Annotated in this window: 25 protein-coding genes; 15 read left to right on the top strand and 10 right to left on the bottom strand. The window is 57.1% G+C overall.

Annotated features, from left to right (window positions below):
• Positions 1 to 195: 195 nt before the first annotated feature.
• Both AABA21_RS36630 and AABA21_RS36625 read right to left on the bottom strand, forming a co-directional pair.
• Positions 196 to 1,005, bottom strand: coding sequence for an alpha/beta fold hydrolase (locus AABA21_RS36630; protein ID WP_338257823.1), 810 nt, complete (start codon positions 1,003 to 1,005; stop codon positions 196 to 198).
• Positions 1,006 to 1,008: 3 nt separating this feature from the next.
• Positions 1,009 to 1,629, bottom strand: a complete 621-nt coding sequence (locus AABA21_RS36625; protein ID WP_338257822.1) for a histidine phosphatase family protein — start codon at positions 1,627 to 1,629, stop codon at positions 1,009 to 1,011.
• Positions 1,630 to 1,900: 271 nt separating this feature from the next.
• Between AABA21_RS36625 and AABA21_RS36620 the strand changes: the two genes are divergently transcribed.
• A complete protein-coding gene (locus AABA21_RS36620) occupies positions 1,901 to 2,212 on the top strand; it encodes a hypothetical protein (RefSeq protein WP_338257821.1) in 312 nt (103 codons plus the stop codon).
• Positions 2,213 to 2,563: 351 nt separating this feature from the next.
• On the opposite strand, the gene AABA21_RS36615 is transcribed toward AABA21_RS36620, so the two are convergent.
• Complete coding sequence (locus tag AABA21_RS36615; protein WP_338257820.1) at positions 2,564 to 3,178, bottom strand: hypothetical protein; 615 nt, start codon at positions 3,176 to 3,178, stop codon at positions 2,564 to 2,566.
• A 211-nt stretch (positions 3,179 to 3,389) separates the two neighbouring features.
• Here AABA21_RS36615 and AABA21_RS36610 point away from each other — a divergent pair, with 211 nt between their 5' ends.
• The 3 genes from AABA21_RS36610 (at position 3,390) to AABA21_RS36600 (ending at position 6,897) form a co-directional block, all read left to right on the top strand.
• A complete protein-coding gene (locus AABA21_RS36610) occupies positions 3,390 to 4,133 on the top strand; it encodes a hypothetical protein (protein WP_338257819.1) in 744 nt (247 codons plus the stop codon).
• 100 nt (positions 4,134 to 4,233) lie between these two features.
• The gene (locus AABA21_RS36605) at positions 4,234 to 4,707 is read left to right on the top strand and encodes an NUDIX hydrolase (protein WP_338257818.1); all 474 of its coding nucleotides are present in this window, start codon (positions 4,234 to 4,236) and stop codon (positions 4,705 to 4,707) included.
• A 750-nt stretch (positions 4,708 to 5,457) separates the two neighbouring features.
• A complete protein-coding gene (locus tag AABA21_RS36600; RefSeq protein WP_338257817.1) occupies positions 5,458 to 6,897 on the top strand; it encodes an MFS transporter in 1,440 nt (479 codons plus the stop codon).
• 56 nt (positions 6,898 to 6,953) lie between these two features.
• Here the strand turns inward: AABA21_RS36600 and AABA21_RS36595 are convergent, their stop codons facing one another.
• On the bottom strand, positions 6,954 to 7,769 hold the full coding sequence (locus AABA21_RS36595; protein ID WP_338257816.1) for a helix-turn-helix domain-containing protein: 816 nt from the start codon (positions 7,767 to 7,769) through the stop codon (positions 6,954 to 6,956).
• 356 nt (positions 7,770 to 8,125) lie between these two features.
• Between AABA21_RS36595 and AABA21_RS36590 the strand changes: the two genes are divergently transcribed.
• From AABA21_RS36590 to AABA21_RS36570, 5 genes are all read left to right on the top strand, one after another.
• Positions 8,126 to 8,371 carry a hypothetical protein gene (locus AABA21_RS36590; protein ID WP_338257815.1) on the top strand — a complete coding sequence of 82 codons (246 nt, stop codon included), beginning with the start codon at positions 8,126 to 8,128 and terminating at the stop codon, positions 8,369 to 8,371.
• 446 nt (positions 8,372 to 8,817) lie between these two features.
• A complete protein-coding gene (locus AABA21_RS36585) occupies positions 8,818 to 9,027 on the top strand; it encodes a hypothetical protein (RefSeq protein ID WP_338257813.1) in 210 nt (69 codons plus the stop codon).
• Between the two features lie 1,107 nt (positions 9,028 to 10,134).
• The gene (locus AABA21_RS36580) at positions 10,135 to 10,362 is read left to right on the top strand and encodes a hypothetical protein (protein ID WP_338257812.1); all 228 of its coding nucleotides are present in this window, start codon (positions 10,135 to 10,137) and stop codon (positions 10,360 to 10,362) included.
• Positions 10,363 to 10,798: 436 nt separating this feature from the next.
• Positions 10,799 to 11,050, top strand: a complete 252-nt coding sequence (locus tag AABA21_RS36575; RefSeq protein WP_338257810.1) for a hypothetical protein — start codon at positions 10,799 to 10,801, stop codon at positions 11,048 to 11,050.
• A 429-nt stretch (positions 11,051 to 11,479) separates the two neighbouring features.
• On the top strand, positions 11,480 to 12,313 hold the full coding sequence (locus AABA21_RS36570; protein ID WP_338257809.1) for an alpha/beta fold hydrolase: 834 nt from the start codon (positions 11,480 to 11,482) through the stop codon (positions 12,311 to 12,313).
• A 177-nt stretch (positions 12,314 to 12,490) separates the two neighbouring features.
• Here the strand turns inward: AABA21_RS36570 and AABA21_RS36565 are convergent, their stop codons facing one another.
• The 3 genes from AABA21_RS36565 to AABA21_RS36555 all read right to left on the bottom strand — a co-directional run bounded on the left by AABA21_RS36565 (position 12,491) and on the right by AABA21_RS36555 (position 16,756).
• Positions 12,491 to 12,862 (bottom strand): VOC family protein, encoded by a 372-nt coding sequence (locus tag AABA21_RS36565; protein WP_338257807.1) that lies wholly within the window; start codon positions 12,860 to 12,862, stop codon positions 12,491 to 12,493.
• Between the two features lie 197 nt (positions 12,863 to 13,059).
• Positions 13,060 to 15,462, bottom strand: coding sequence for a cellulase family glycosylhydrolase (locus AABA21_RS36560; protein ID WP_338257806.1), 2,403 nt, complete (start codon positions 15,460 to 15,462; stop codon positions 13,060 to 13,062).
• A gap of 352 nt (positions 15,463 to 15,814) precedes the next feature.
• Entirely contained in the window at positions 15,815 to 16,756 is a 942-nt protein-coding gene (locus AABA21_RS36555; protein ID WP_338257805.1) for an NAD-dependent epimerase/dehydratase family protein, read from the bottom strand.
• A 185-nt stretch (positions 16,757 to 16,941) separates the two neighbouring features.
• On the opposite strand from AABA21_RS36555, the gene AABA21_RS36550 reads away from it, so the two are divergent.
• Positions 16,942 to 17,847, top strand: coding sequence for an RNA polymerase sigma-70 factor (locus AABA21_RS36550; protein ID WP_338257804.1), 906 nt, complete (start codon positions 16,942 to 16,944; stop codon positions 17,845 to 17,847).
• Here AABA21_RS36550 and AABA21_RS36545 read toward each other — a convergent pair.
• Positions 17,839 to 18,366, bottom strand: a complete 528-nt coding sequence (locus AABA21_RS36545) for an NADH-quinone oxidoreductase subunit B (protein ID WP_420917248.1) — start codon at positions 18,364 to 18,366, stop codon at positions 17,839 to 17,841. The two genes, AABA21_RS36550 and AABA21_RS36545, sit on opposite strands and share 9 nt — an antisense overlap.
• 1,268 nt (positions 18,367 to 19,634) lie before the next feature.
• Between AABA21_RS36545 and AABA21_RS36540 the strand changes: the two genes are divergently transcribed.
• From AABA21_RS36540 to AABA21_RS36530, 3 genes are all read left to right on the top strand, one after another.
• The gene (locus tag AABA21_RS36540; RefSeq protein ID WP_338257801.1) at positions 19,635 to 20,567 is read left to right on the top strand and encodes an AraC family transcriptional regulator; all 933 of its coding nucleotides are present in this window, start codon (positions 19,635 to 19,637) and stop codon (positions 20,565 to 20,567) included.
• A gap of 116 nt (positions 20,568 to 20,683) precedes the next feature.
• Positions 20,684 to 20,806 carry a VOC family protein gene (locus tag AABA21_RS36535; RefSeq protein ID WP_338257800.1) on the top strand — a complete coding sequence of 41 codons (123 nt, stop codon included), beginning with the start codon at positions 20,684 to 20,686 and terminating at the stop codon, positions 20,804 to 20,806.
• 2 nt (positions 20,807 to 20,808) lie between these two features.
• Positions 20,809 to 21,048, top strand: a complete 240-nt coding sequence (locus AABA21_RS36530) for a VOC family protein (RefSeq protein WP_338257798.1) — start codon at positions 20,809 to 20,811, stop codon at positions 21,046 to 21,048.
• Here the strand turns inward: AABA21_RS36530 and AABA21_RS36525 are convergent.
• Positions 21,045 to 22,100, bottom strand: coding sequence for an alpha/beta fold hydrolase (locus tag AABA21_RS36525; RefSeq protein ID WP_338257797.1), 1,056 nt, complete (start codon positions 22,098 to 22,100; stop codon positions 21,045 to 21,047). The genes AABA21_RS36530 and AABA21_RS36525 overlap by 4 nt on opposite strands.
• Before the next feature lie 302 nt (positions 22,101 to 22,402).
• Here AABA21_RS36525 and AABA21_RS36520 point away from each other — a divergent pair, with 302 nt between their 5' ends.
• Entirely contained in the window at positions 22,403 to 22,930 is a 528-nt protein-coding gene (locus AABA21_RS36520) for a GNAT family N-acetyltransferase (RefSeq protein ID WP_338257796.1), read from the top strand.
• A gap of 90 nt (positions 22,931 to 23,020) precedes the next feature.
• Here the strand turns inward: AABA21_RS36520 and AABA21_RS36515 are convergent, their stop codons facing one another.
• A complete protein-coding gene (locus AABA21_RS36515; RefSeq protein WP_338257795.1) occupies positions 23,021 to 24,505 on the bottom strand; it encodes an HlyD family secretion protein in 1,485 nt (494 codons plus the stop codon).
• A gap of 370 nt (positions 24,506 to 24,875) precedes the next feature.
• On the opposite strand from AABA21_RS36515, the gene AABA21_RS36510 reads away from it, so the two are divergent.
• Positions 24,876 to 26,084 (top strand): HEAT repeat domain-containing protein, encoded by a 1,209-nt coding sequence (locus AABA21_RS36510; RefSeq protein WP_338257793.1) that lies wholly within the window; start codon positions 24,876 to 24,878, stop codon positions 26,082 to 26,084.
• The last annotated feature ends 74 nt before the right edge of the window (positions 26,085 to 26,158 follow it).

Below are 26,158 nucleotides of genomic sequence, written 5' to 3'. Positions count from 1 at the left end.
TCCCCTCTCGTCGCTTACTTTCACAATAACTATACCCACTATGGGCATATTAAACGAAAAGCCAGCCATTGTCAAGCACCTACAAGCAGGAATATCTTTTCAATTGGTAAACCTCACCTGCAGATCATTCCAGGCTTGCCCTGGCCTGGAATCGTCAGGCAACGCCGCCCTGGGCCCCACGTTCTCGATGGCTGTTTACGTTGGGTCTCTATCTATTTCCTGTTGGAGTATGGCATAAAATATATCTCGGGCATGTCTCTCTTCCCATGGAGTATGGCCGCATCTATCGAGGATGACCATGCGGAAGTCTTGCAGGATGGGGATCAGCGGCTGCTGTACCCCGTCGATGGGATGGGGATCACAGTCACCGTGGATAGCAACAACGGGGCACCTGATGGTACCGACACGCCTCAACAGTTCTCCTGTCGAGCGTAGCTCAGCAGCTGCTGGCCAGACTCCCTGGTACATCTTGCCAGGATCAACCAGGCCAGGCAGGTCCGTGGTATCATTCGGGATCTCGATAAGATCATAGCTATCAGCTCTGGTGGCCAGCTCACCAAGACGCTGCAGGGTCGCGTCCGCTCCCTCTGGAGGTACGGCCGATGCGTTGAGTATGGCGGCGATCCGCAGGAACTCCTCGCGCTCTTGCTGTCCCAGCCGATTGAGCCGGTTTTCTTCGATCCGGGGCACATATCTGTCTTCAAACGGACCGCTACCGACCAGGATCAGCTTGCGCGCCAGATCAGGATAGGCAGCGGCGACCAACGCGCAGAGCCACGCTCCCCACGAATGGCCGATAAAGATAGCGGGCGTGGCGGCGTTTTCTACAACAATCTGCCGTAACTCTTCAATCTGCCCTTCCAAAGTGTAAACGGTCTGCAGCGGCTCCAGTACGCCTCTGTTCTCCCCCAGCTTACGAGCAACCGGCGCAACCGTACCAACGGCCCCAGGACCACCATGGACAACGATGATATTAAAAGGCTCATGGCCATATTCTCTGAACATAACTCATTCGATTCCGACCAGATGAGATGTGTCGCCAACGGTGACGACATCGACGCTACGCTCGGGATAGATGGGCGGATACTCCTGGCGCATCTCGGGGGGAATCAGGCTAACCTGGCTGATAGAGGCGAAGTTGGTCTTGAAGAAGCTAAAAGTGTCAGCGGGCATGCGTAAAAGAGCATGAAATACGTAGGAGATGAGCCCGCCGTGCGCCACCAGGACGACGTAGTCGTTGGGACCAAAACTGCTCTCCAGCCGCCGCACTATCTGCTGGCTGCGCTCCCGCAGACTCTCCTTGGTGTCGGCCAGATAGAGAAGGCTTTCGGCCTCCATCTCCTTAGGAAAACAGGCCAGCGGAAAACGGGGACGCAGTTCCTCGGCCCCATAGCCAATCATCTCCCTGAAGAGGCCCTCGCGCAGCTCCGGCCAGACCTCGACCGGCATGTCCTCACAGGCGCGCGCGATCTCGTGGGCCGTCCCCAGCGCCCGCACCAGGGGACTACTGATGATCGCGGTCACAGGCAGCTGGGAAAAATAGCGTCCGGTCGCCAGCGCCTGCTTCTCACCACGGGCCGTCAAAAAATCATTGCTCGATGTACGGCCCATTTCTCCGTGTCGTACCATAAAAACTTCCATATGTAAAACTTACACACTCCTCAGCTATTTTCAGATCTTTCAATTCCTTTTATAAAGCAAACAATCTTTTGTATGAATGTATCAATATGATGCCTTATTGTATCACCTGCGCCTTCCTGACACGCGTACCCATGCTGTTTTAAGAACCCTCTACCGATTCGTCCGCGCCACCCTCGCGGGCGAGTGCCTATGGTATCCATCGCCTGGCGTTGATGCGTAGTACAGACAGGGTTATCAGCACTACACAAGGAGTTTTGCTATGTCAAATCAAATTCACCAGGACCGCTATAAGCATTCAACCATTCGTACATTCGTGTCGAACCAGCAGGATATCGCGGAGTCGGCACCTTTAATAGAACACGAGGTCAGGCAAGAAGAAATATTCACGGACGCATCCAATCAGCCCTCGGGCCCGATCGATCTACTCTATCGCTTCACCAATGACCTCCAGAAACCGGCCCTCGGCTTCCAGCAAGTCGACAGCGAACAGGACGAGGAGCCCATGTATTCGCTCGTCTACATCGACCCCAGCCTCTCCCAAGCCTGGCAGAGCCACGTGGGCCAATCATAAAATGGAGCCTCGCGCCCGATACCTTCAACGTAAAATCGTGTAAAAAGAGAAAAGACCACAGTACGTGCGGGGCTTGCTCCCGCTTGCTTGCTTCCCAGAAAAACCGGCACCATTCGAGCGATCAAGCTGGATGGACGAAGGCACATAATCGTGTTTTTGCTGCATTCTCGATTGGCAGACAAACAAGCGGGGGCAAGCTCCGCACGTACTGCTTCTCTTTCTCTTTCTGCATTTCCTTACGTTGAAAATATGATCCTCGCGGTCGATTTCCCCTCCACGCACGATCACGTGTCTCATAATCGGATGGGGAACAAAATCGACCGCAAGGGTCGAACCTACGGTTGTATTATCTTAAAATATGCGCGTCGAGGACGATTGCTTCACGGGTTGTGCGGCGGGAAGATTCATCTCCAGATCGGGCAGGTGCCGCCGCACATCCTGCCAGAGCCCATCCTCTCTATTATTGGTCAATGGAATATAGTTGTAGACCTCGTAGCGGCTCTGGATCTTCATAGGTCGCTTACTGCGGATGCGCATCTTGATGGCGGCGCGCCGCTCTCCGATGCCCTGCTCAATCGGCAAATCTTCAGCAGACGTGCGCAACTGCAGCGCCGGCAATCCACCATAAGGCGAGAGCGTGGCCCTCAAGATATTCTCCCACGGCGTATACACCGTGTATCTTTCAGCTGTATAGATCATCCCTTCATCAGCAACGATCACCTTCAGCTCCCTGATACTGAAACGCCAGAAAAGAACTCCCAGCACAAAGATCACAAAGAGTAAAATTACATTTATCCATATATGCTTCATATCATGCTGCTGAATCGCGTCTGGCAGTGAAATAACCAGGTTAAATATAAAAATATAAAAGAATATATTTAATGTAGAAGACCTTGTTGCCCAGCCTACTCCATAACTATGGGCAGCTGTCATTTGCTGTATATACTGCTGGTCATCCTTGCTCATGCTCTCACCTTCTCTCCTTTGCACATACGCACAAAAAAGACATTTAGACGAGATTCCGCATCTCGCCCGATCTGCTCTGCCTGATTATCACCTCTTCTATAGATGCGTAATCCAATTCATCTTCCTCATTCTATGCTCCAACACTTGAAAAATGCACGTAAGTAATGCTATATTGTTGCTATATAGATGCTATATAGTGAAAGGAGCTATCATGAATACCCAGAACCGCATCTATGTTACGCTCAGTCCACGACTGCGCAAGGCGCTCGATCTGTGTGCCCTGCTAGATGGTAGCAGTTCAGCCTCTTATGCCGCAGGCTTGCTGTCAAACGCGATCATGCGCGAGATCGAGAGGAATCCCGCCCTGCGCCAGCGCTGGACGGAGATGGAGCAGGAGGCCTTGCTAAAGGGAGGCTGGGACAGCGCTTCCTCCGGCCAGCAGGGGCAGGCGCGCAAATCAGAGGCTGCCCCCGGCTGGCTGCTCTCCGGCGATCACGCGGAGTCCTATGAGTCCGGCGTTGAGGAACAGGGGGATGGCAAGAACAGTGGCTACCTGCGCTCAAAGGAGACCTGGAGCGAGGGCTTTGGCACGCTGATGCAGAGCTTTACCGCCGGCGAATATTGTGGGAAGCGCCTGCGCTATTCGGCCCTGGTGAGGACGGAGGATGTCGAAGATTGGGCCGGATTATGGCTGCGCGCCGATGGTCCCCAACAGCGGATGCTGGCCTTCGACAATATGCAGAAGCGGCCCATCACCGGCACGATCGACTGGCGGCGCTACGACATCGTGCTCGACGTGCCACAGGAGTGCAGCAAGCTCGCCTTCGGCATCCTGCTGCAGGGTCCCGGCCAGGTCTGGATTAGCGATATCCAGTTCACCATCGTCGAAGCCGATACCCCACCAACCAGTCCACCACCCTCCAACCAACCAACCAACCTCGACTTCGCGCACTAAAAATAGCGGTTTCATGCGTCTTCTATAAGGTGACATAATCAGGATGCCGCACGCAGGCTGCTCTGAAGCGGCATTCTTCGCGTATAGAATAGAGGGCAACATGCTACCAATCAAACAGAAGGTCTTTGCCTACATCACCCATCAGCAGCGCCTGCTGCTGTTCGCGCATACCTTTATACCGGAAGCAGGCATCCAGGTTCCGGCGGGAACACTGGAGCCCGGCGAGCAGCCTGAGTCTGGCGTACTGCGAGAAGCATTCGAGGAAACCGGCCTTAGCGGACTACTACTGGACCGCCTGCTCGGCATCCATGAGCGCGATATGTCCGACTTCGGCAACAACGAGATCCACCGCCGCTATTTCTACCACCTGATCTATCCGAAACCCGTGCAAGCCAGATGGCGGCACGCCGAAGAACACCCTTCCAGCCACGACGAGCAGGGACCAATTCTCTTCGACTTCTTCTGGGCCACCATCCCTCATGAAGTTCCCCCGCTGATAGCCGACCACGGCTGGTTTCTACCACAGCTGCACCAGCGCTTGAACTCACAAGCCTGTGCGGCAAAGAATATCTAACGGAAAAACCGCTTGCCATAACACGTGTGTATTGCCAGCCGGAAGGCAGCAATTCTATGCCGCCTCCTGAGATACATTTTCGCAATTTGGAGAAAATTCATACCCCACAACGGGATCACTTATGCTTACCTTCATTTCGCTTCGCGGGTATCAATTCATTTTGTTGCAAAATGACAAGGCGACAAGGAACAAGAAACCTCCATCGAGAAACGAAACGCCCCCCGAACATGAAACGCCCCCCGAACATGAAACGCTCCCCAACGCGATACGCCCCCCCAACGCGATACGCCCCCCCAACGCGATACGCCCCTGTAGGGACGACCTTCAACGGTCGTCCGGGCTGCCAGCGCCAGCGACGGCAGCCCACGTCCCCCCACGACACCGCTTCTCCTGTCTTACACGCTCGCCCACGTAGTACCTGCACGCGAACGTACCACACACGTACCCAAAAGCACCGCGTGGGGCGAGGGTACGGGTGTGTTTCATGTTGGGGGCATATTCTCTCTTCTTCTTGCATGCAACATTTTGAATTGTACTCTCTCCGCGCGGGGCTTGCCTTTATGCCCATCTATATGGTATAATTAGAACAAATATTTGTAATGATCGTTCGCTATGGCTCTGGGTGGGGCACACACGTTTGTGCTGGAGATTTCATAGCTTTCACCGTGTACAGAGATGCGCCCCTCTGGATGTTCTGGCTGTTCTTGCGTCCCTGCGGGAACAACTATACGACAGAAGGAGGTTACACGCATGCCACGCTTCATCCCCGCTTCACCGGAAAAACAGCACACAAACGAATCTCCCTCAACTAACCCTTCTTCGCGCTGGCTCGCCCTGGTCCTCCTGTGCGTGGCTCAGTTCATGGTCGTGCTCGATGTCCAGGTGATCGTAATCGCGCTGCCCGCCATCCAACGCCAGTTCGCGATCTCTCAGACCGACCTGCAATGGATCATTACCGCGTATGTGCTGCTCTTTGGTGGCCTGCTCATGCTGGCCGGTCGTGCCGCCGATCTCATTGGCCGCCGCCGCTTCTTCATCGCTGGACTGCTGCTCTTCTCCTTCGCCTCGCTCGGCTGCGGGCTGGCGCGTTCAGAGGCCTGGCTGATCGCGGCCCGCGCCCTGCAGGGCCTTGGCGCGGCTTGCATCTCTCCCTCGGCGCTGGCGCAGTTGACCTCGATCTTTCCCGCCGGTGACGAGCGCAATCGCGCCCTGGGATGGTGGGGGGCCGCCGCGCCTCTGGGCGGTGTGTCGGGCCTGCTGCTGGGCGGCCTGCTGACCAGCGGGCCGGGCTGGCCCTGGGTCTTCTTCATCAATGTACCACTCGGGATCTTCGGCGCCGCCCTGTCGCCGTTTATCTTGCGCGAGAGCCGCGCTCCTGGTGCGGCCCGGCTGGATATCGCCGGGGCGCTGACCGGAACGGTGGGACTGGCCGCGTTGATCTTTGGCCTGACGCAGATGCAATCGATGGGGATCGGCGCGCCACTGACGCTGCTGGCCCTGGCGCTCGCGCTGGCGTTCCTGCTGGCCTTCGTGCTCATCGAGCGGCGCGTCCACGATCCGCTGGTCCCCTTCGCCATCTTCCGCCGCCGCACCCTGACCGTGTCGATCCTGATCTCGCTCCTGCTCACCTTTATGACCAGTCCGCCCTCATTCTTCGCCACCCTCTACCTGCAGCAGATCGTTGGCGCGTCACCGTTCCTCACCGGACTGGCCTTCCTGCCAGAGAGCCTATGCATCGCCGTCTGCTCCGTGATCGGCGCCCGCCTGACGACCCGTCTGGGCACGCGCCGCAGCATGGTGATCGGCATGGGCGCCCTGCTGCTCTCCATGCTCCTGCTGACAACGCTCTCGGTCGGTGATGGCTATCTGCATGCCCTGCTACCCGGCTTCATCGTGCTCGGCTTCGGCCTCGGCGTCGGCTCGGTGGCAGCGACCAGCGCCGGCATGGCCCGCATCGACGACTCGGAACAGGGACTGGTAGCCGGTCTGCTCAATACAGCTGCGCAGCTCGGGACCGTGTTGGGGCTCGCCATCCTCGACATCATCGCCGCCACCACTACAACTATACTCAAGAGCGCCGGCGGCACGGATACCGCCGCCCTCATCGGCGGCTTCCGCTGGGCCTTCATCGTCAGCGCCGCCATCGCCCTCGCCGGCATCCTCATCGCCTCCCGCTCGGAGCGCCCCTGACATATGTTCGGACCTCGCGTCCCCCCGCGATCACGCACCTCGCGTCCGATTTCCCCCTACAAAGCCGCGCGCTGGCGCAGGGGAAGCTCCATCACCAGCGGCGGATCGGTCAGCCGCTGTGGGCGCAACGTGACGTTGCGCTCACCAGAAATATGTCCATTGATGATGACGAGCGGCCCCTCGGGCTTGTGCACCAGCATCCTCTCTCCAGGCAGCAGGTATGATTGGGGATCTGAATTCAACGGGAAGGCGGCGGCCAGCATGTAATAGATACCATCGGGAACCCCGCTCAGACGATAGGTGCCAGGACCCGTCAGGCGTGTACAGCAGACGGGCGCCCCCTGGGGAATCGGACGGACAAACAGTCCGATGTTGATGATGCCCTGAAAAGCAGGAGGCGCGCTTACCTGGCCGCTGAACGTGTTTTTGAGCGGCCACTGCTCGGGCCGACTGCGCTGGCGCGCGCTTTCATCCAGTGTGGGCGGGATGAACTCCTGCGCCCGGCGGCGTAAGAGACGGGGAGAGAAACCAACCAGCTGCGTGAAACGGGTCGTGAAAGAGCCGGGACTGTTATAGCCTACCTCGAAGCAGATATCAGTAACGCTGAGGGGGGTGGACAACAGAAGGTGCCGGGCCTCTTGCAACCGCAGCGCGGCCAGGTATTCACCAGGCGGAATACCGACCAGGCGGCGAAAAACACGGTTAAAGTGAAAAGGACTGAGACAGGCAGCGTCAGCAATATCCGATAGGGTCAGAAAATCGTGGAGGTGGGCGCGCATAACCCGAACAGCGCTCTCAACGGCCTGCAAATGGGCGTCCTGCGTGAGCTGATACCTCTCATCTTCCTTGACATCAAGGGTCATTGTTCGCATTGTATGCCTTCCTTCTACAACAGAACATTCATATCTCAAGTATTCTTTTCTCACCACCCGGAGACGGCAAACTATCTTTTCCTTCACGTTGTTTACTGTTTTTTTAACTATGTATATATTTTCCATTGTCATTTCATATTTTGCAGGTCGCTTGTTTGATGTATTTTTATAATAAATGTAGGTATCAGCGAAAGAATATGCCTTAACATGCGGAGTAATCGAGAAACGACAGCTGGCATATTAAGAACAATGGCGTTGTTAATCACTGCGGCAATCGTCAACAGGGGCTTGAAAAAGGAAATCCTGATACCAGGAAGTTGTGGCCTCTCTATCAGGCAAAGCGAAAGGATAGCGATATGCAAGAAAAGACTAAAACTGTAACAGAGGAGATCACCGAGTTGACCGAGACGCGTGAACTTGCTGACACCGAGTTGCAACACGTTACCGGTGGCTTCTTCAAATGGGGCGGCAATGGCTATGGCTATGGCTATGGCTGGGGTCACTGGGGCTGGGGCTGGGGCCACGGTGATGACTTCAAATGGGGCAACGGCTGGGGCTGGGGCTGGGGCTGGGGTCACGATTTCGGCGATGAGATCGAATAACCCTATGCTGCTTCTATCTAGCTCCTGATCATTAAGTGAAAAGGGCCATTCATCCCTTACAAGCACGAGGGGATGAATGGCCTTTATTTTAGGTCTCCTCCGATAACGGGCAGGTTCATACTCAACAAGCTTTGTGACTTCAAATATACGATAAATCTATTTAACATTTGAATACATCTCAATAAACTTTAAAATGTGTATGGCATATTCTTTTCATTTGTAGGCTTTTTTATAATATAAATAGGTACCGTACATGAAAACATGTTTAAACATGCAAGCAATCCAACGTCAATTCAAAAAACAGGGAAATCAAACAGCAACTCCTGGTGCAGACGACAGGAGCTCACCTGTTACCAGGATCTCAAGCTGATAGGACCTCAACAGGAAACGTCTGGCACCAGCTAGTTTGTAGCCTTTGCCTCCCGGCAAAGCGAAAGGACTGTTACATGCAAGATAAGATGAATCTCGACGCTCTCACCAGCGATGAACTTTCTCAGATGGAAGAGACCACCGACATGCTTGAACTGACCGACAACGACCTGCAACAGGTCAATGGCGCGTATGGTTGGGAGCATGAGCGATTCCAGGGCTGGGGCTATGGCTACGGTTATGGCTACGGCTACGGCTATGGCTACGGTTACGGTCACGGCTGCTAATCACCTGGTTCTACACAGTTAGCAACATTGACCATTCGCTGTGACAGAGTTCGAAATGTTCTTAAGGGGCCTGCGCAAGCCCTTTAAGAACGCTACAGGGCCAAACATCGCCCTGCCGCCCATCATGGATACTCCCAATCTTATTTTTTCTTGCAGGTACTGATTTCCTTCTCAGCAGAGAAGCGTCTATTTTCGCTTCCACCAGGAGCATCACCCCTTACCACTGGCCACAACCAGTGAGCAGGAGCGATGCTCCCTCTTTCTGTGCCACAAGATCCATCTTCCTCTCCAACTCAATCTCCCCATCAACAATCATATTATCTCTATAACCACTACAGCCGCCATGCGAACACCTGGACGCAGGCGCTCACATACCTAACAGGCTTTAACGTGTCTTACTTTCGTCATTGTGGGGGTATCTGCGCGCCCCCGCACACGCGTCCGCTACGCGGCCGCACTGGTTTTGTATGTTGGTGCAGCAGGGGCGCGGATGCGCCCCTGCTGCACCAACACACCATGGATTTGTGAGCACCAGAGATGCAAAAGCTCAGGTGTGCCGCAGGCAATGATCATGAGAGTCAGACACTCTCTAAACACATAGTGCATCCGATACGCTAACAGGCTTCTACCACATAGTGCATCAGGTACCCCAACAGGCTTCTACCAAATGGTGCTCCGGATGCGCTAACAGGCTTCTACCACATAGTACATCGGGTGCGCCACAGGCTTCTGCCACGTAGTGCATCCGATACGCTAACAGGCTTCTACCACATAGTGCATCGGGTGCGCGAATGCGCACCCGATGCACTATCTAAAATCAGTGCGGCCGCGCACGCGGCCGCCCGTGCGGATGCGCTCATGTTCAACAATAAGGGTTTTTTACATATAAAACATGTAAAAATTATTTTTAAGAGCCCTTATAATATATATAGGTACCTTGGAAAAGAAAGGTTTAGCAAGCTAAACAAAAATTCAACTGTGTTATCAAGCAAAAACTACTGATGTGAAACAGCAGGCGTCATCGCTTGAGGGCAGTCCCTCAACAGGAAGCGCCTGGCATCAGCAGGTTTGTGAGCTTTGCCTGATGCAAAGCGAAAGGACAGTTACATGCAAGCTAAGGTGAACCTCGACGCTCTTACCAGCGACAGTTCCTCTCAGGCCCTCGACGAGATTGAACTGACCGATAGCGACCTGGAACAGATCTCCGGCGCAGCGGGTATGCAGCATGATTTTTACCCATTCCCATTCTCATACCCATTCCCATTTTACAATTATGGCTATCCGCGTTTCTTCTATCCCGGTTTCTGGGGCTATGGCTACGGTTTTATCCGTTAAGGTTAATTGCACACGACCACTATCGCTCGAAACATCGACCCTTTCGCGGTGATTTAACACTGCAAAACGTTCTGAAGGGGTCCCGCGCAAACCCCTTAAGAATGGATCTGGCTCTCATTACTCAGGGGGCACGTGTTCGCTACGCGGCCGCACTGGTTTTGTATGATGGTGCACCAGGGGCGCATCTACGCCCCTGGTGCACCATCATACTATGGGCTGTTGAGCTCCACAGGGGATTTGGATGGCTTTTTATAATATAGGTAGGTACCAGACAATAAAACAATTTAAGCATGCTTAAACTACAAAAACAGAATAAATCATATGAAAATCTGGTGAGAACAACAGGCGCTGGCACCCATTGACAGGAACTCTCCATGCAGCGTCTGCCACCAGTAAGTTTATAAGCTTTGCCTGCGCAAAGCGAAAGGACAGTTACATGCAAGATAAGATGAACCTCGACGCGATCGAACTGACTGACAGCGATCTGGAGCAGGTCTCCGGCGCGCACGGTTTGCGACATGGTGACTTCCCCGGAGGCTGGGGCTATGGTTATGGCTACGGCTACGGCGGTGGCTGGTGGCATCCGGGCGGTTGGGGCTACGGTGGTGGCTGGTGGAACCACAACGGCTGGTGGAACCACGGCGGCAACGGCTACGGTTACGGTCACGGCGGCAGCGACGGCGACTAATCACGCACAGCGAGCATCGCCCGCAACATTGACCCTTGCGTCATGATGGAGCAGAAAAACGTTCTTAAGGGGTCGCATATAAACCCCTTAAGAACGCCATAAACCCGGGCGCAGGCTCCAATGTTGCCAGGCATACAACACGCGTATTTTTTCTTGCAGGTACTGATTTCCTTCTCAGCAGAGAAGCGTCTATTTTCGCTTCCACCGGGAGCATCGTCCTTTTCCTCCAGTTTCGGCCAGGATCAGAAAAGGGTGATGCTCCCTTTTCTGTCTGCTTTGCTTCCACATCGCAAACCCTCCAATTGGACATGAGTGTTGTAGAGTAGAGATATGGATGATTCTAAACCGCCTGGCCAGCGTGAATCATCCCCTATGCATGCATGCATCTCGCTGAAATGAGTTTGAGAGCATATGATGGAGGAAATTCACATGCCCGAAGCAAGATTGCACGATGGAAGCACGATTACTATCGAGGTTTATGGACAGGGACCTGACCTGCTGCTGCCGGTCAAGCCACAACCGGCTGAGGGGCCCCTGGCCGAGCAGATGCGCCAGTATGGAACCGATCCGGCCCTGGGCCAGTCGTTGATCAGAGGATTGAGCGATATTGTTCGCGTGGTGGCCTTTGACTTTGAGGGCCATGTCATGCGTACGCCGCAGACGACCACCCTGACGCCGGACAACGCGGCCTGCGATCTCCTCGCCATAGCCGACGCGGCGGGCGCCCAGCGCTTTGCCTACTATGGCTACTCCTGGCTGGCGGTGCTGGGACTCCAGCTCGCCATACGCACCGACCGCCTATCGGCACTGGTCATGGGTGGCTTCCCGCCCCTGGACGGTCCTTACAAAGAGATGCTCACCGTCACCAACGCGACCTACGAGATGACCAGCGGCGCCCGCAGTTCCCAGGCGCCCGAGGAATCGGAATGGTCCGAGGTGGGACTCGCATTGGATCAGACGCGGCAGTTCCTCACCCTCTACCAGGCGCTCCAGCACTTCGACGACCGGGCCGCCCAGGAGCACCTCCGTTGCCCCCGCCTCTGCTTCGCGGGTTCAACGGACAAGATCCAGTACGACATCCGCTGGGACAATACACTGGTGGACATAGCAAGCCCCATCATCCGCGAACGCTCCCACCTGGAAAGCCTCGGCTGGGACGTACGCATCCTGGACGGCCTCGATCACATCCAGGCCATGCAGCCCACCCACGTCATCCCCATCCTGCGTCCCTGGCTCTCCTTCCTTAAGAGAAGAAGCGCCTGAACCCGAAAAAACCGACATATAACGGGAACGTTCCTCGTTGGGGGACGTTCCCCCAACGAGGAACGCCCCATCCAAAATGAAACGTCCCCTCAACGAGGAACGCACGTGTAGGGGCGACCTTCAACGGTCGCCCGGCCGCGAGCGCCAGCGATTGCGGCCCCCGTCCACGTACGACACCTACGCGGGTGGCGCCCAGATCCCAAATTCATTGTCGTCGGGATCAGCGAACTGTGCCCACTTGCCCCAGGGCTCCGCGCTGGGCTCCACGGTCAGCCTCACCCCGCGCTCCTTGAGGGTGGCGCACGTCTCCTCCATATTATCGGCATGCAGCACAAATCCGGTCATCCCCGTGCTATTGCCCGCACTCTGACCACGCAATCCCAGCATCAGATGCGTCTGCGAGCCCGGCAACCCGATCTCAAGCCAGCGCTCATTCTCGCTCATCGGCTGATCCTGTATCACCTCAAAACCAAGCTTATTGACATAAAAATCACGCGATTTATCCTGATCGCTCACACCCACAGTAATGGTGCCAATCTTCGTAAACATATTTCTTCTATCCTTTCCGTTGATCCCTGATGACCATTTCTTTGATATCGCTTGTCTGTCCGGCGCTCTCCGACGATCTTCATTATACCCCGTCAAGCTCAACCTGACTTCTCGAATCTTGCTCACTTCCCATGAAAAAAGGAGACCCCAGTATGCGCCTGACGCGCCGCCGGGATCTCCTGCTCTTTGATCGCTAGCTAGTCTTCCGCCAGCTGCCGGGCCTCTTGGGCCAGGACAGCTATCAGGGGCGCGTCGCGCTGGGCGTCGGCCTGCGGCAGATAGGGGTTGACGTTATAGTTGTTGTCGGACCAATCAGCGAGCTGCCAGATGTTGCTGCCCGCTCCTCCGGCCCCGTAGAAGGTGTCCAGCATCGCTTTATACCACATGACGCGGGTGGCGCCATAGGCGGGATCGGCTGGCTGGATCTGCTTGCCGGACTGGTCGTAGACAGGCTGGGCGCGGTCGACGCCGTACTCCTCCATCACGACGGGCTTACCGGCCTGCAGGCCCGCCCGGGTGATGCCAGTGATGAGCTGCTTCGTCTGATCAAGCGTCAGATGGGCCCAGGAGGCGTTGGGATAGGGATGGAAGGTGAAGAAGTCGATGCCGGGCACGTTCTGCGCCATGATCGGGGAGTTGCCGTTCCCCTCCTGTGTTCCACCCCACTGGATGCCCTGGCCGTTGGGACCGGTCGGCACGAAGCTGTGTCCTTCGAAGCCGCCAGCTACCATGTGCTGCGGGTCCAGGCTCTTAATGTACTTGCTCATCGTGTCCACCCAGCCACGCAGGGTGTTGCCGCTGGGATCACAGTATTGATGCGTCGGCGTCGGATCGTCGCTACAATCTATGCGCGGCTCGTTCATCAGCTCCCAGGCAAAGACGGTGGGATCGTTCTTGTAGGCGACTCCGTTGACGGTGTTGACGCGGTTGACCAGGTGCGACACGTACTGCTGGTAGAACGTTTTAGCCTGCGGATCGGTGAAGAACTGCAGCTTGTTGGCCAGGCCCAGCCACTTGCTCTCCTGCGCGATGCCGCCGTAATCACCCCAGTAGTTGTCCATAGTCAGGATGACACGCATGTGGTGACGCTGGGCGCTGTCCATGATATAGTCCAGCTTCTGGAAGGTGGCCTCATTGAACTGGTTGGGACCCGTCTCGAAAGCGTTGGAGTCGGCGCTGCTGTCAAAGGCCCAGGTGCGCAGCACGGTCAGTGCGTTGCGCTCGGCCTCCATCATCTGGCGGTCGATCTGCTGCTTCCAGGGGATCACCGTCCCCTTGATCACGATGTTGCCCTCGCTGGTCTGCTCGTTGTGGGCGACGGTCTGGTCGGTACGCGTGAAGAGATCATATTCGTTCCAGCCGACATAGCGGAACCGCGTGTAGCCATCGGCGAACTGCGTCTTGCTGGCACGCACGATCGTGGCCGGGCGGGCGTGATTCTCGACCAGCACATCCACCAGGTCGCTGACCGTGAATTGGGCGTCGTGGGCTACCACCTTGAGGGTCTGCACCCCATCCTGCAGGTCACGCGTATTGAGCTGGGCGCTGTAGACGCCGGAGGCGCCGGCTGTCATGGGCGCCTCATTCCCCCCGGCCTGCAAGGTCACAGATTTCAGGGCGAAGCGAGAATCAGCCTTGACCTGGGCGCTGACGGTGACCGTTCCCTTCAGCTGCTGGTCGAAGGTGGGACTGGTGAGGTGCACCTGCAGCTGGCTATTCTGCACCAGCACGCCCGTCTGGCTGGTCGAGGTGGCCCCCGTCGAATCGGTGGCGCTGATCGTCAGCGTCTTGAGGCCATCGCCCTCCTTCCACAGGTCCCAACTACCGGTGTAGATATCGTTGGCGCTATCGAAGGTCAGCGTCCCCGACTGCGTGGCCGTCTGAAACGTAACGCTGCTGATCTGGCGTCCAATCGAAGGCGTGACCCTGGCCTGAATCGTGTAGCTCTGCCCCTGCGCCGTCGAGAGGGCCGCGTCGGCCGTCGGCGCCAGCGTGCGAATCACGGGATGCGTGGTCGGCACGAAGCGCACGTTATCAAAGTAGACGGGACCACTATAGGTGGCGCCCTGCCCGATGGCGCGCAACAGAAACTCTTTGGCGGTCGTAAAGTAGTTGCCCGCGTTCACAAAGTCCTGGCTGGTCGGGCTAATATCGAAGGTGACCGTGTTCCAGCCAATCTTCAGCGGCTTCGGACTGGCCGGCTGCAGCCAGGGATCATTAAAGACCAGGTCGGTCGAGATATTGGCGACCGGCGCGTAGACATCATAGGTGATCGCTGAGTAGGGAGTAAGATCGACCGGATTATAATTGTCAAATACCTTATCCACCCCCGCCTGGTCCCAGCTACCGCCGCTAAAGTTCACCGGCAAGGCCAGGCTATTGGCCCCTTCAGAATGCTGGGCGGAACTCTGCGTCGGCTGACCCGCGTTCGCGCCCAGCCAGCTGGGTGCCGTAAAGCCATCCGTACCATCCTCAAATCCATAAAATAGAGCTGGATCGGCATGTACCGATGCCGTCTGCGTGAACAGGCTCGCCCCCAGCAAAGCCAATCCACAGACAAGCACACAGAACATGCTCCCAATATGGCGCCGTTGCTTCATGCTCACAAACTCCTTTTTCACCGAGCCATGCCTCACATCCATCGAGTCAGGCTCCACAGGATCATGCACCACACCTGCCGTTCACCGCGTTCAATGAACGAAACCGTACAATTCACCAATAAAAACGCGATGAAACGACAAATATTTCATTGTGAACACAATAGTAATCCAAAGCCCCCCATAAGTCAAGTACCCAAAAATACCCCCATTCAACGAAACGTCCCCTTAAAAAAGGAACGCCCGTGTAGCGGCGACCTTCAACGGTCGCCCGGCCGCGAGCGACAGCGATTACGGCCCCCGTTCCCGCACGACACCGTCTCTCGTGGCCGATAACATCCCCTGGCATCCTCTCCTACGCCGTCGCCATCGAGGGATCGGCGATCAAGGACCACCCCTGCTTGACCGTCGACACGGTGGGCCGCCAGTTGGTCGCCTGGCGGAAGCGCTGGTTGGAGACGCGCTGGCTGCGCGTAATCAGGTCGGCCGACACCCCCGAGAGCATCTTGATCATGCCGTTAGGGACGCGAAACAGGCGCTTCTTGCCGACGCTGCGCGCCAGGGCGGCCGCGAACTCGTCACGCGTGACGGGCTCGTCATCGACAATGTCATACACACCCGATGGGGCCTCGCTCAGCGCGACCACGATGGCGCGAGCGGCATCATCCAGCCAGATGTAGGAGAGATACGCGTCTCCAGGACCCGGCAGCATGGCCATCCCCTTGCGTGCCATCTGCAGCTGCTCCAGCGCCGATGGCACGCCGGGTCCGTAGAGATTGCCCATGCGCAGCGAGATGCCGCGCCGCCCTCCGCCATCACTCGCGAAGCGGGCCACCTCGGCCTCCGCATCGATGGTCGCCTGCTGCGTCACATGGGACTGCACCGGCGTCGAGGCGGCATCGATCCAGCGCTCACCGCTATCGGGATAGACATAATAGAAGCTGGGATAGACCACGGTGTGCACGTCGCTGGCCAGAGCGGCCTCTACCAGGGCACGCATGCCGTCGCGGCGGATGTGGTCGTTCTCCTGCCACGAGGCCGCCTTCCCCATGCGCGCCGTGGGCGGAATCTTCGTTGCCAGGTGCACCACCGCCTCGGCCCTGATCTGGCGCAGCGCCTTCGTTAGCGCGGCCGCGTCAAACAGATCCACACGCACCGGCTCGGCCCCCAGCTCCCGTATGATGGCGTCATTCCCCCCCGAACGGCTCAAGGCATACACCTTATGGCCGGCCTTAATTAACATCCGTACTACCGGTTGACCTAAAACCTTCGTCGCGCCAGTCACAAAAATGTTCATCTCTATCTTTCTCCCTTGTACTTATATATATGCTGCATTCTCGCCCCGGCACACTCTCCGGGCGCTTCTATACAGGGGACAACTGAGTAGGTAGAGATGTGACATCATTTGCAAAAACGCGGAAAACTTGTAGATTAGCCGTCGCTCGATTATGATAGGTCTATACATTAGCAAGGAGGAGCTTTGTGAATACCCTCGTCGATGCTTTTCAGGAGTACCGCCCGCTCCTGTTCTCGATCGCGTATCGCATGACCGGGAGTGCGAGCCAGGCTGAAGATATTGTGCAGGACGCCTATCTGCGCTACCAGCAGGCGGATACAGCCTTAATCCATTCCACGAAATCGTTTCTTACCACCATCGTCGTCAACCTCTGCCTCAACTATCTAAAGTCCGCGCGCGTGCAGCGCGAGGAGTACGTGGGGATCTGGCTGCCCGAGCCGGTGCTGACCTCGGCGCCGATCGAGGAGGCGCCGGAGACGAAGGTTGAGCAGCAGGAGTCGATTTCGCTGGCCTTTCTCGTCCTGCTGGAATCCCTGACCCCGCCCGAGCGCGCCGTCTTCCTGCTCCACGAGGTATTCGACTACTCCTTCAATGAGATCGCCGACATCATCGAGAAGAGTCCGGAGAACTGCCGCCAGCTCTTCCACCGGGCCAAAAAGCACGTTGGCGAGAAGCGCCACCGCGTCAGCTCCACTCCGGAGTCTCATCGCCAGCTGCTAAATTCCTTTATCGCCGCCTGCCAGTCCGGCAACATGGCCGCGTTAAAGGAACTGCTGGCCGATGACGTCACCGCCTGGGCCGATGGTGGCGGCAAGGTCCACGCCAGCCTGCTACCGGTCACTGGTCGAGAGATCGTGGCGAAGCTGTTCATCGCGCTCATGCGTAAGGTGCCGGCGGACCACCAGCTCTCCATCGAGGAGGTTAATGGCGCCCCGGCCCTCATCACGCGCAGCGCCTCGCAACTCCATTCGATCCTCTCACTTGAGCAGGACGGCGACCACATCGTCGGCCTGCGCAGCGTCCTCAATCCCGATAAACTGGCCTTCATGCAGCACCAGTTGGTCCAACAACCTCCATTCTCATCATCGTGAGATTGGAGCCTGGATATTCAAGCCTTGCTTCTCGATCTTCTCGCGCAGCTTGAGAATGCCCTCGATCAGCGCCTCGGGCCGGGGCGGGCAGCCAGGCACATAGACATCAACGGGGACCACGCTGTCCACGCCCTGCACCGTGTAGTAGCTATCGTAGAACTCGCCGCCGGAGTTGGCGCACTGTCCCATGCTGAGCACCCATTTGGGATCGGGCATCTGCTCCCACAGCAGCCTGAGCCGGGGTGCCATCTTGACCGAAAGAGTCCCGGCCACGATCATCAGGTCCGCCTGCCGAGGGCTGGCGCGGAATACCTCGGACCCGAAGCGAGCCAGGTCGTGCTGTGGTGCCGAGGCGGCGGCCATCATCTCGATGCCACAGCAGGCCAGGGCATACATAAATGGCCAGACGGACTTTGAACGGGCCCAGTTCTGCGCCCACTGCAGCATGTCCTTCATCGTCGTTAGAACGACCGGCGCCTCCTGCTGGCCCGGTTGATAGCCGTCTGGACCGGTCGCCATGGTCAACGGAACAGGCCGGCGCGTCGATTGTGTATCCAACATATGTCACTATCCTTTCATCATTCTTCTGCGTACACATTTGATGATTACTGCACTCCTTTTTCCTCCTCCCCCACCATCCCTTCCGCAAAGAAGACAAAACAGGATGCGAAAATGTGACATATTCTTGCATTGTTCGCCATATCGCTACTGGCGCTGGTGCTCCAATATAAACAAAGGGAGTGGGGAGCGCGAGCTCCCCACCCCCGAGGCATTTTCGTCTGATCTTTATTAAGCTTGACAATAGTAAGAGAAGGCGTCCCTATAACCACGCTCACTGGCCGTCTGGGTTTGCGGCGCGCTAAAGGAATTAGTGCAGAGCCCACTCAGCGCCGCGGTTCGCCCGGCGGCAAAACCCTTAATGTAGCCGCAACTGTAATCCCAATCTGCGCAACCCGGAATTGAATTTGAGACGTGCGATGAGGTAAATGCATGTGGAGCAGCCAGGGAGGTCATCATGATCCCTCCAATGATAAACACTCCAAGCAACATGCGAAACAAAGTTTTACGCATCATTCCTCCTCCTGGATATTTCCATATCCACATAACCACAGGCCATACCACTGATCTGATTGCTACCAGCTTCACCCCATATCGCGCTCTGGATGGGAACATATCACCGCATTTACCCTATAGTAGCGAAGCTGTCGCGCCAAATAAACAAATTCTGCATATATTTATTATGCTCCTTCTACCTATACAAAAATGCACATGTATACCCTCTCCACGTATGATCACGTCTCCCCCGTAGGTTCGGCCCTTGCGGTCAATACTTTCAGCATAAGGAAATGCAGAAAGAGAAAGAGGTGCAGTACGTGCGGGGCTTGCCCCCGCTTGCTTGCTTCCCAAAAGGAAAAGCTCCTTCAAAGCGACCAGGGACAGTTGCCTGCGATGCATCGCATCATTTCCGTTGCTGTTTCGAGCGGCGAGCAAGCAAGCGGGGGCAAGCCCCGCACGTACTGTGGTCTTTTTTCATTGTTGCTTGCTCTAAAGTTGAAAGTATTGGCCATTGCAGTCGATTTCCCCTCCACGCACGTCCACACACCCCATATGTTATAAAAAAAACGGGATGAGAAGGCCACAATTTAATTGTGCACAATTAAATTGTGGCCTTCTCATCCCATCGAATTTCGATTATACCGTCCGGACGCGCCGGAAGATCGCATATGCTATACTCTTCAGAAGAAGATATTGCCCTGTTTCCTGTTTAAAAAGATATGGGTGTCACGATGATTGAGCATAGCCCTCTACAAACAATAGACTATGATCGGCTGACCGCGCCGTTGCTCTACCTTTCAAGCGAGCAGGCCGGCTGGGATGGGCTGGCGGCGCAGGCCTTCCATGAGCCTACGCTGCTGGATGGCTGGATGGCACAGGGTATACCGGATATGTCGCTGGTCCTTTTTTCCGGGGGAACTATGCACATGGAGCAGCGTCCAATCAACGGTCCCTGGAGGTCGCAGTATATTCACCAGGGAGAACTTATCCTGCAGCCGGCGACGGACATAGCCCATGAGGTGCGCTGGCAGGGGCTCTCCTCGGCACCGACACGGACCTTTCATCTGCAGCTGAGCCCGCAGCTGCTGGCGCGCACCGCCGAGGAGGTAGCGGGCGGCGATCTCGCGCAACTATCGCTGCTGGCACACTCGGGTTTTAAAGATCCACTGCTGACGCAGATCTGTCTGACACTCTGGCAGGAGTTGGAACAGGACTCGCCAACCGGGAACATCTACGCGCAGACGGCGGCCCAATTGCTGGCCGTGCACCTCCTGCGCCACTATACAACGTCGGCGCCCAGGACGATCAAGGAGCCCACGCAGGGATTGACGGAGCGGCAGGTGGGACGCGTGCGCGACTACGTTCGGGCCCACCTCGACCAGGAGCTTTCGCTGGAGGCACTGGCCCGGCAGGTAGGATTCAGCCCCTATCACTTCGCGCGCCTCTTCCGCCAGTCCACCGGGGAGAGTCCGCATCAGTTCGTGCTGCGACAGCAGGTCGAGCAGGCGCGCCACCTGTGCGAGAAAAGCGAGATGCCGCTGGCCCAGGTCGCGCTGGCATGCGGCTTCTCCAATCAGAGCCACCTGACCCGCGTCTTCAAGCGCTACCTCGGCATGACGCCGCGCGCCTTTCGCCAGCACTACGCCACTCGCGCACGTTTATGACAGAAACGCACAGATGTGCAAGATTGTGCCCCTTCCTTTCCGCTATCATAGACACATACATGATAACGCGTACCGCGATGCAGGCGCGCATCGCCAGATAGGAAAGGAACCGCACAATGGCACTCGATCTCTATATGGTTGGTCTGCTTCCTCGTGACATGGAAAAGTCGCTGGCCTTCTATCGCCGGCTCGGCCTGGCGCTCCCTGAGGACAGCCAGGGGGGCCGCACGTCCAGGTGAAGATGAAGGGCGACATCACCTTCTTCCTCAATAGCATGATCCCGCTGGACCGCCAGCACGCCCAGGGCGTGATCCTTGAATTCTATGTCAAAGATCGCGCGGTCGTCGAGTCGAAATACACCGAACTCACCGGGCTCGGCCATCACAGCTACCAGGCGCCCAACTTCTCAGAGGCTATCAACGCCTACTTCGCCATGATCAATGATCCCGATGGCAATATCGTCATGCTCACCGCCGATTAGACACCCGCGCCCCCGCGCGACGGCGACGAGGAGGTTTGTGAGGATATCGACGATACGATGTCGCGGATAGCCTGGATGACGCTGGCCGGCTGGTCGATCTGGATGAAGTGGCCGCTCTGCTTGACGATGCGCAGGCTGCTCTCGGGCGAGAGCAGCGCCTGCTCGCTCTGCAGCTGCAGCCAGAGCTGTTGGATGGCACCGCTGGAGCTGTTTTCGGCGGCCAGCACGATCAGGGGCACAGGCGGAAAGGCGGGGGCGGTTCGCACCTCTTCTTCGCTGCGCTCGATGGCCCTGGCCTCACCAAATGTCCAGTCGAAGGCGCGGGAGCGTAGCCGCTGCGCCTCGGCGATCGGCTGGACGGCGGCCGGATAGCGCATGGGTCCCGTTTTGGGACGCTGCAGCCGCTTCTGAAGGCGCACCATACCAAGCCGGGCCAGCAGGGGACTGCTCCAGCAGAAGAGCTGCCAGCGGAGCTGCTGCTGCAGCCACCTGGCGCGGGCCGGTCTGGGTACGTGCTGGCGCTGGTCAAACGGCGAAGCATCAACCAGGACGAGCCCGGCCACCAGTTCAGGATGCAAACGGGCGAAGAGCTGCATGTGCAGGCCACCCAGCGAGTGTCCCACCAGCACGTAGGGACCCGGGATGCCGCCGCGCCTGAGCATGGTCAAGAGCTCATCCACGATACGCCGGGCGCTGCGCGGCTTTGGTCCTGGCTCGCTCCAGCCATAGCCGGCACGATCATAGGCACACACACGCGTGAAGCGCGCCACCTCCGGCTGGATATAGCACCAGTCGAGCATCGAACAGCCCAGACCCGAGTCCAGCACCACGGTCGGCCCCCCCATACCCATATCCAGGTAATGCAGCCTATGCCCTCCCACATCGACCAGCCTGCCCGGAGGGGGATAGCGTCGCTGATCCCTCGCCTGGGCCAGCGCCTGGTAGAGCGCGCCCGCGCCCGCCACCACCGCGCCCAGCCCGAGCGCCGAACTCACTAACGGCCTGACCCATGGCGCGACCCCACGCCCGGCATCAACTTCTTTCACTAGCATAGAGAGCGGCTCCTTCATCCAGCTTCCAACCCGCCAGCAGCACAACCAGCTACCCATAGCGGACGTATAGCATACACGATATGCATCTATCTATATAGTACGTTCCCGCACCTAAAACAACGCGAATCTGTTCTTATTCAAGTATACCTTGCGCGTCCACAACTCATTCCATCGCGATCTATGTATCACTCCCTGGCGAGCAACGTCAATTATTACCATGAATGTTGATCGGTCTATTGTCAGGCAGGCCAACCTTTGCTAGGATAAGCACAAATTCAACAGTGGAAGAGGTTTGCGCTTACATGGACACAGTATCAATCGAGGCTATAAAACCCGAGGATGGGAAACGGCTGCTGCCGGACCTCATTCGTCTGCTGCAGGCAACCGTAAACGGCGGCGCTTCGGTCGGCTTCCTGCCACCCCTGGCGGAGGAGGAGGCCCGGCGCTACTGGCAGGCGACGCTACAGGAGGTCGCCGACCATTCGCAGGTGCTGCTGATAGCAAAAGATGCCGATGGTCAGTTGCTGGGCTCGGTCCAGCTGGCGCTGGCCATGAAGCCCAATGGCCGACACCGGGCGGAGGTGCAGAAGCTGTTTGTCTTCCCCTCGCAGCGCCGCCGCGGCATTGGCCACACCCTGATGCAGGCAGTAGAAGAGGCGGCCCGCGCCCACGGCCGCACCCTGCTCGTGCTCGATACGCGCGAGGGCGACGCCGCCGAACAGCTCTACCGCAGGATGGGCTATATCGAGGCCGGCCGCATCCCTGGCTACGCCATCAGCGCCTTCGGCACCCTCGACGGCACCATCTACTTCTACAAAAACCTGCTATAAAAAAAGCTGCCTACTACCTGGTAGCCGCACTATTGGAATGTCAAACGTGCATCGTTGTGAGGCATGTTTGACACTCTCTCATACAACCGATCAGCTGTTGAAGGAGACGTTCGCCGTCATCCCAGTAAGAAGACTGTAGGATCCAGCGCTATCCCCATCGATCGCCACAATGACCTGGTATTTGATGCTCGTCGGGCTGCCGGGATAGCCGATGCCGTTGGGCGCCATCGTGATCACATGACCCGTGAACTGGTGGGTGCCAAAGGCCTTCACAGTAAAGGTGACGCCCTGCCCCTGGTGAATTTTCGGGATATCGGTCTCATCCACAAAGGTGAGAACGCGGTTCACGTTGCTGGCATCCGTGATCTGGATAAAGGTAAGACCACCATGAACACTTTGGATCTCCACGCCGCCAGCGGGGACCAGGTTGGTGACCGCGCCCGGCACGCCGCCCACGGTACCAATTACCGCGGTCACCACTCCTGGATGGGGTGCGCAAAGCGCCGTCAGCGACAACAGCTTTTGGTTGACAAGCAACGTCGCCAGCGCGGTGCGATAGGTAAATTCGTCATTCCCCAGGTCGCGAAGGGCGGTTTCGACTTCAGGATTGGTCCTGGCTACGTCGATGTTGTCGGCGGCCTCGACGATAAGGCCCTCTACGTTGGTCAGGTTGACGTCAGCGTTGGCCCGCGCCTGCTGGAGTGCCGCCCGGTCTTTGGCCACCGTCCCCCGCGCCGTTACTACCGCCTGGGTCGCGGATGCCACCGCCGCGTGAAATGCGTCCTGGGCCGCCTGAATGCACGAGGCTTCCGTGCTACTCGCCGAACTCTGGTTGTTCGATGAGGAGCCGCTATCGTCATTGGAGGACGATGACGCGCTTGTGGCCGCCGCCTGGCAGGCGGCGATGGCATTGATCTCGGTCTGCCTGGCCGACCTGATCGCGGCATCAGAGCTTCTCATCACTGCCTCGAGCGTCTCCTCATCTCTCTCTAACGTTACCTGGGCAAAGTGGATATTCGCCTGCGCTTGTCGTCTCAATGCCTGGCGATTGTTTTGTTCCGCCCTTAGCGTATCCTGCGACAGCACAACAAGGAAGTGCCTGTTCGCGATCGAGATATTAACGCGCGCCCGGGAGGCAATAAGTGTATTACGAGCCGCATCGACGGCGACCTGGGATTCGTTCACCAGTTCAGCGTAATTATTGTATCCCAGGTGAGCCAACACCTGGTTGGGCACAACATGCTGGCCCAGATTCACGTTGATGGCGCTGACCAGGCCACCAATCTGGGTGCTGAAGTTCAGATTATACACCGGCGCCTGCAAAAATCCTGTCGCGCTGACCGGTGCCGCCGTCATCCCTCTCGATGCCAGGTTCCCCTGGAAGCCCGCCGCCCAATGCAGCGGCCCGAATAGGATGCCGATCAGAAGGACTCCAAGAAGGATCAGGGAGATCCAGATGGCATTCCTGGGATTGCGCCACTTGCTTCGCCGTACCGGCGCTTCGTTCATAGAGACTATCTGTTCAGTTGCTTCATCAGGTGCTGGACCTGGTGGTTTAGTAGGTGTCTGTATCATGCACCGATCATCTCCTTATGATAAAAACTGTTGACCCGACAAGAATATGACCGCCTGTACGACAAACAAACATATAAATAGAAAACCATATCCATGGCGTACACTACGGTATTTCAGCTTTAGTATATAGAGACAATGAATTGAAAAACGATAATATGGAAGGGTTTTACATACACATTTCCCAGAAGATAGGGTCTTGCACGATAGGGTAAAATAAGTAGCATATCGCATATCCTATGAGATGGGTCTGTCTATGAAATGTACTACGCATATACACACATATGCATACTGCTACGTATACTGATTATGTTCCGTATGTAGGTACATAGGGTGGTGCTCTCAACCGTTTTGAGAGAAGAGCAGGTAGTAAATGTTAGAAACACTGGATACGATCCCCTGGCAGCAGCTCCAGCATGCCTATGGAGATGCCAGCGAGGTACCAGGGTGGATCAGGGATCTGGCCTCCCCCAATAAGGAGGTTCGCCAGCAGGCGTACAGCCACCTGGGGAGCAGCGTCTATCACCAGGGGACGGTGTATAGCTCGACAGCCTCGATTGTTCCTTTCCTTTGCGAGCTGCTAGATGAAGATCAGGTGGTGCATAAGATTCAGTTGCTCCAGTTGCTGGTCTCGATAGCCCATGGCTCGTCCTACCTGGACGTCCATTATCGCCGCCCGGAGGAGCGCAATACGCCAGAGTTCCAGGCCAGGCTGGCCAGGGAGCTCAGATGGGTCAGGGAGGCAAAGGAGGCGGTGAGCGCGGGCTACCCGACCTACCTGAGCCTGCTGCACGCCGATCAGCCACGGCTGCGCGCGATGGCAGCCTGGACGCTCTCATGCTGCCGCTCACACGCCGATGAGGTGATCCCGGCCCTCAAGGATCGCCTGAAACAGGAGGATAAGCAGTCGGTGCGCGCCTCTATGATGATGACGCTGGGACGACTGATGCCGGCCATTAAGGAGACGCACGATTACTTTATGCACCTGCTCAAGAAGCAGAAGAAGCCGGTGTTGGCGATCGCGGCGGCCCTGGCCTACGCGCTGCTGGCGGAGGAAGATACGCCACGGCAGGTGGTGCGCATTCTGCTTGAGAGCTATGAGCAGCCACCCGAGGTCAAGGCGAAGTTCGCCACCCTCCCCTTTACCGAGGTCAACATGGACGCCACCATCAGCCGGGCCTTCTGCGCCATCGGCTTCTCGGTCGCTCCCCTGGTCATCCCTACCCTGATCAAAGCCCTCCCCCACTGTGACGCGCTGAGCAGCGTGGTCCTGGTCGATAACCTGCTCTACCTGGCCCTGGAGGGGCGCACCCTCAACAAGGGCACAACCATCGATAACCTCTCCGATACGCAGAAAGATGTGCTGACCGCGCTGGTTAAAAATAAGCATATCTGGGAGAGCGCCAACATGCTCATTACCGTCGGACACTACTTTCCACCACACAACAACCTGGAGCTCTCGCTCTGGAACCGCGAAGATATCGTGCGCTTCCTCAAAGGGAAGCCGATCAGCGCCTCCGATGAGGAGGAGTGGCGCCAGCCGCCTCCCGCTCAAGAAGCCCCCCATGAAAAAATTTCTTAAGGGGCGCTACGCGGCCGCCCATAGAGTAATATACAGTGTGGCAGGTGCGCGGAAGCGCACCTGCCACACTGTAT

The sequence above is a fragment of the Dictyobacter halimunensis genome (genome assembly GCF_036245075.1).
The sequence above is the reverse complement of the archived record's forward strand: the minus strand, read 5'-3'. Positions and strand labels throughout refer to the sequence as shown.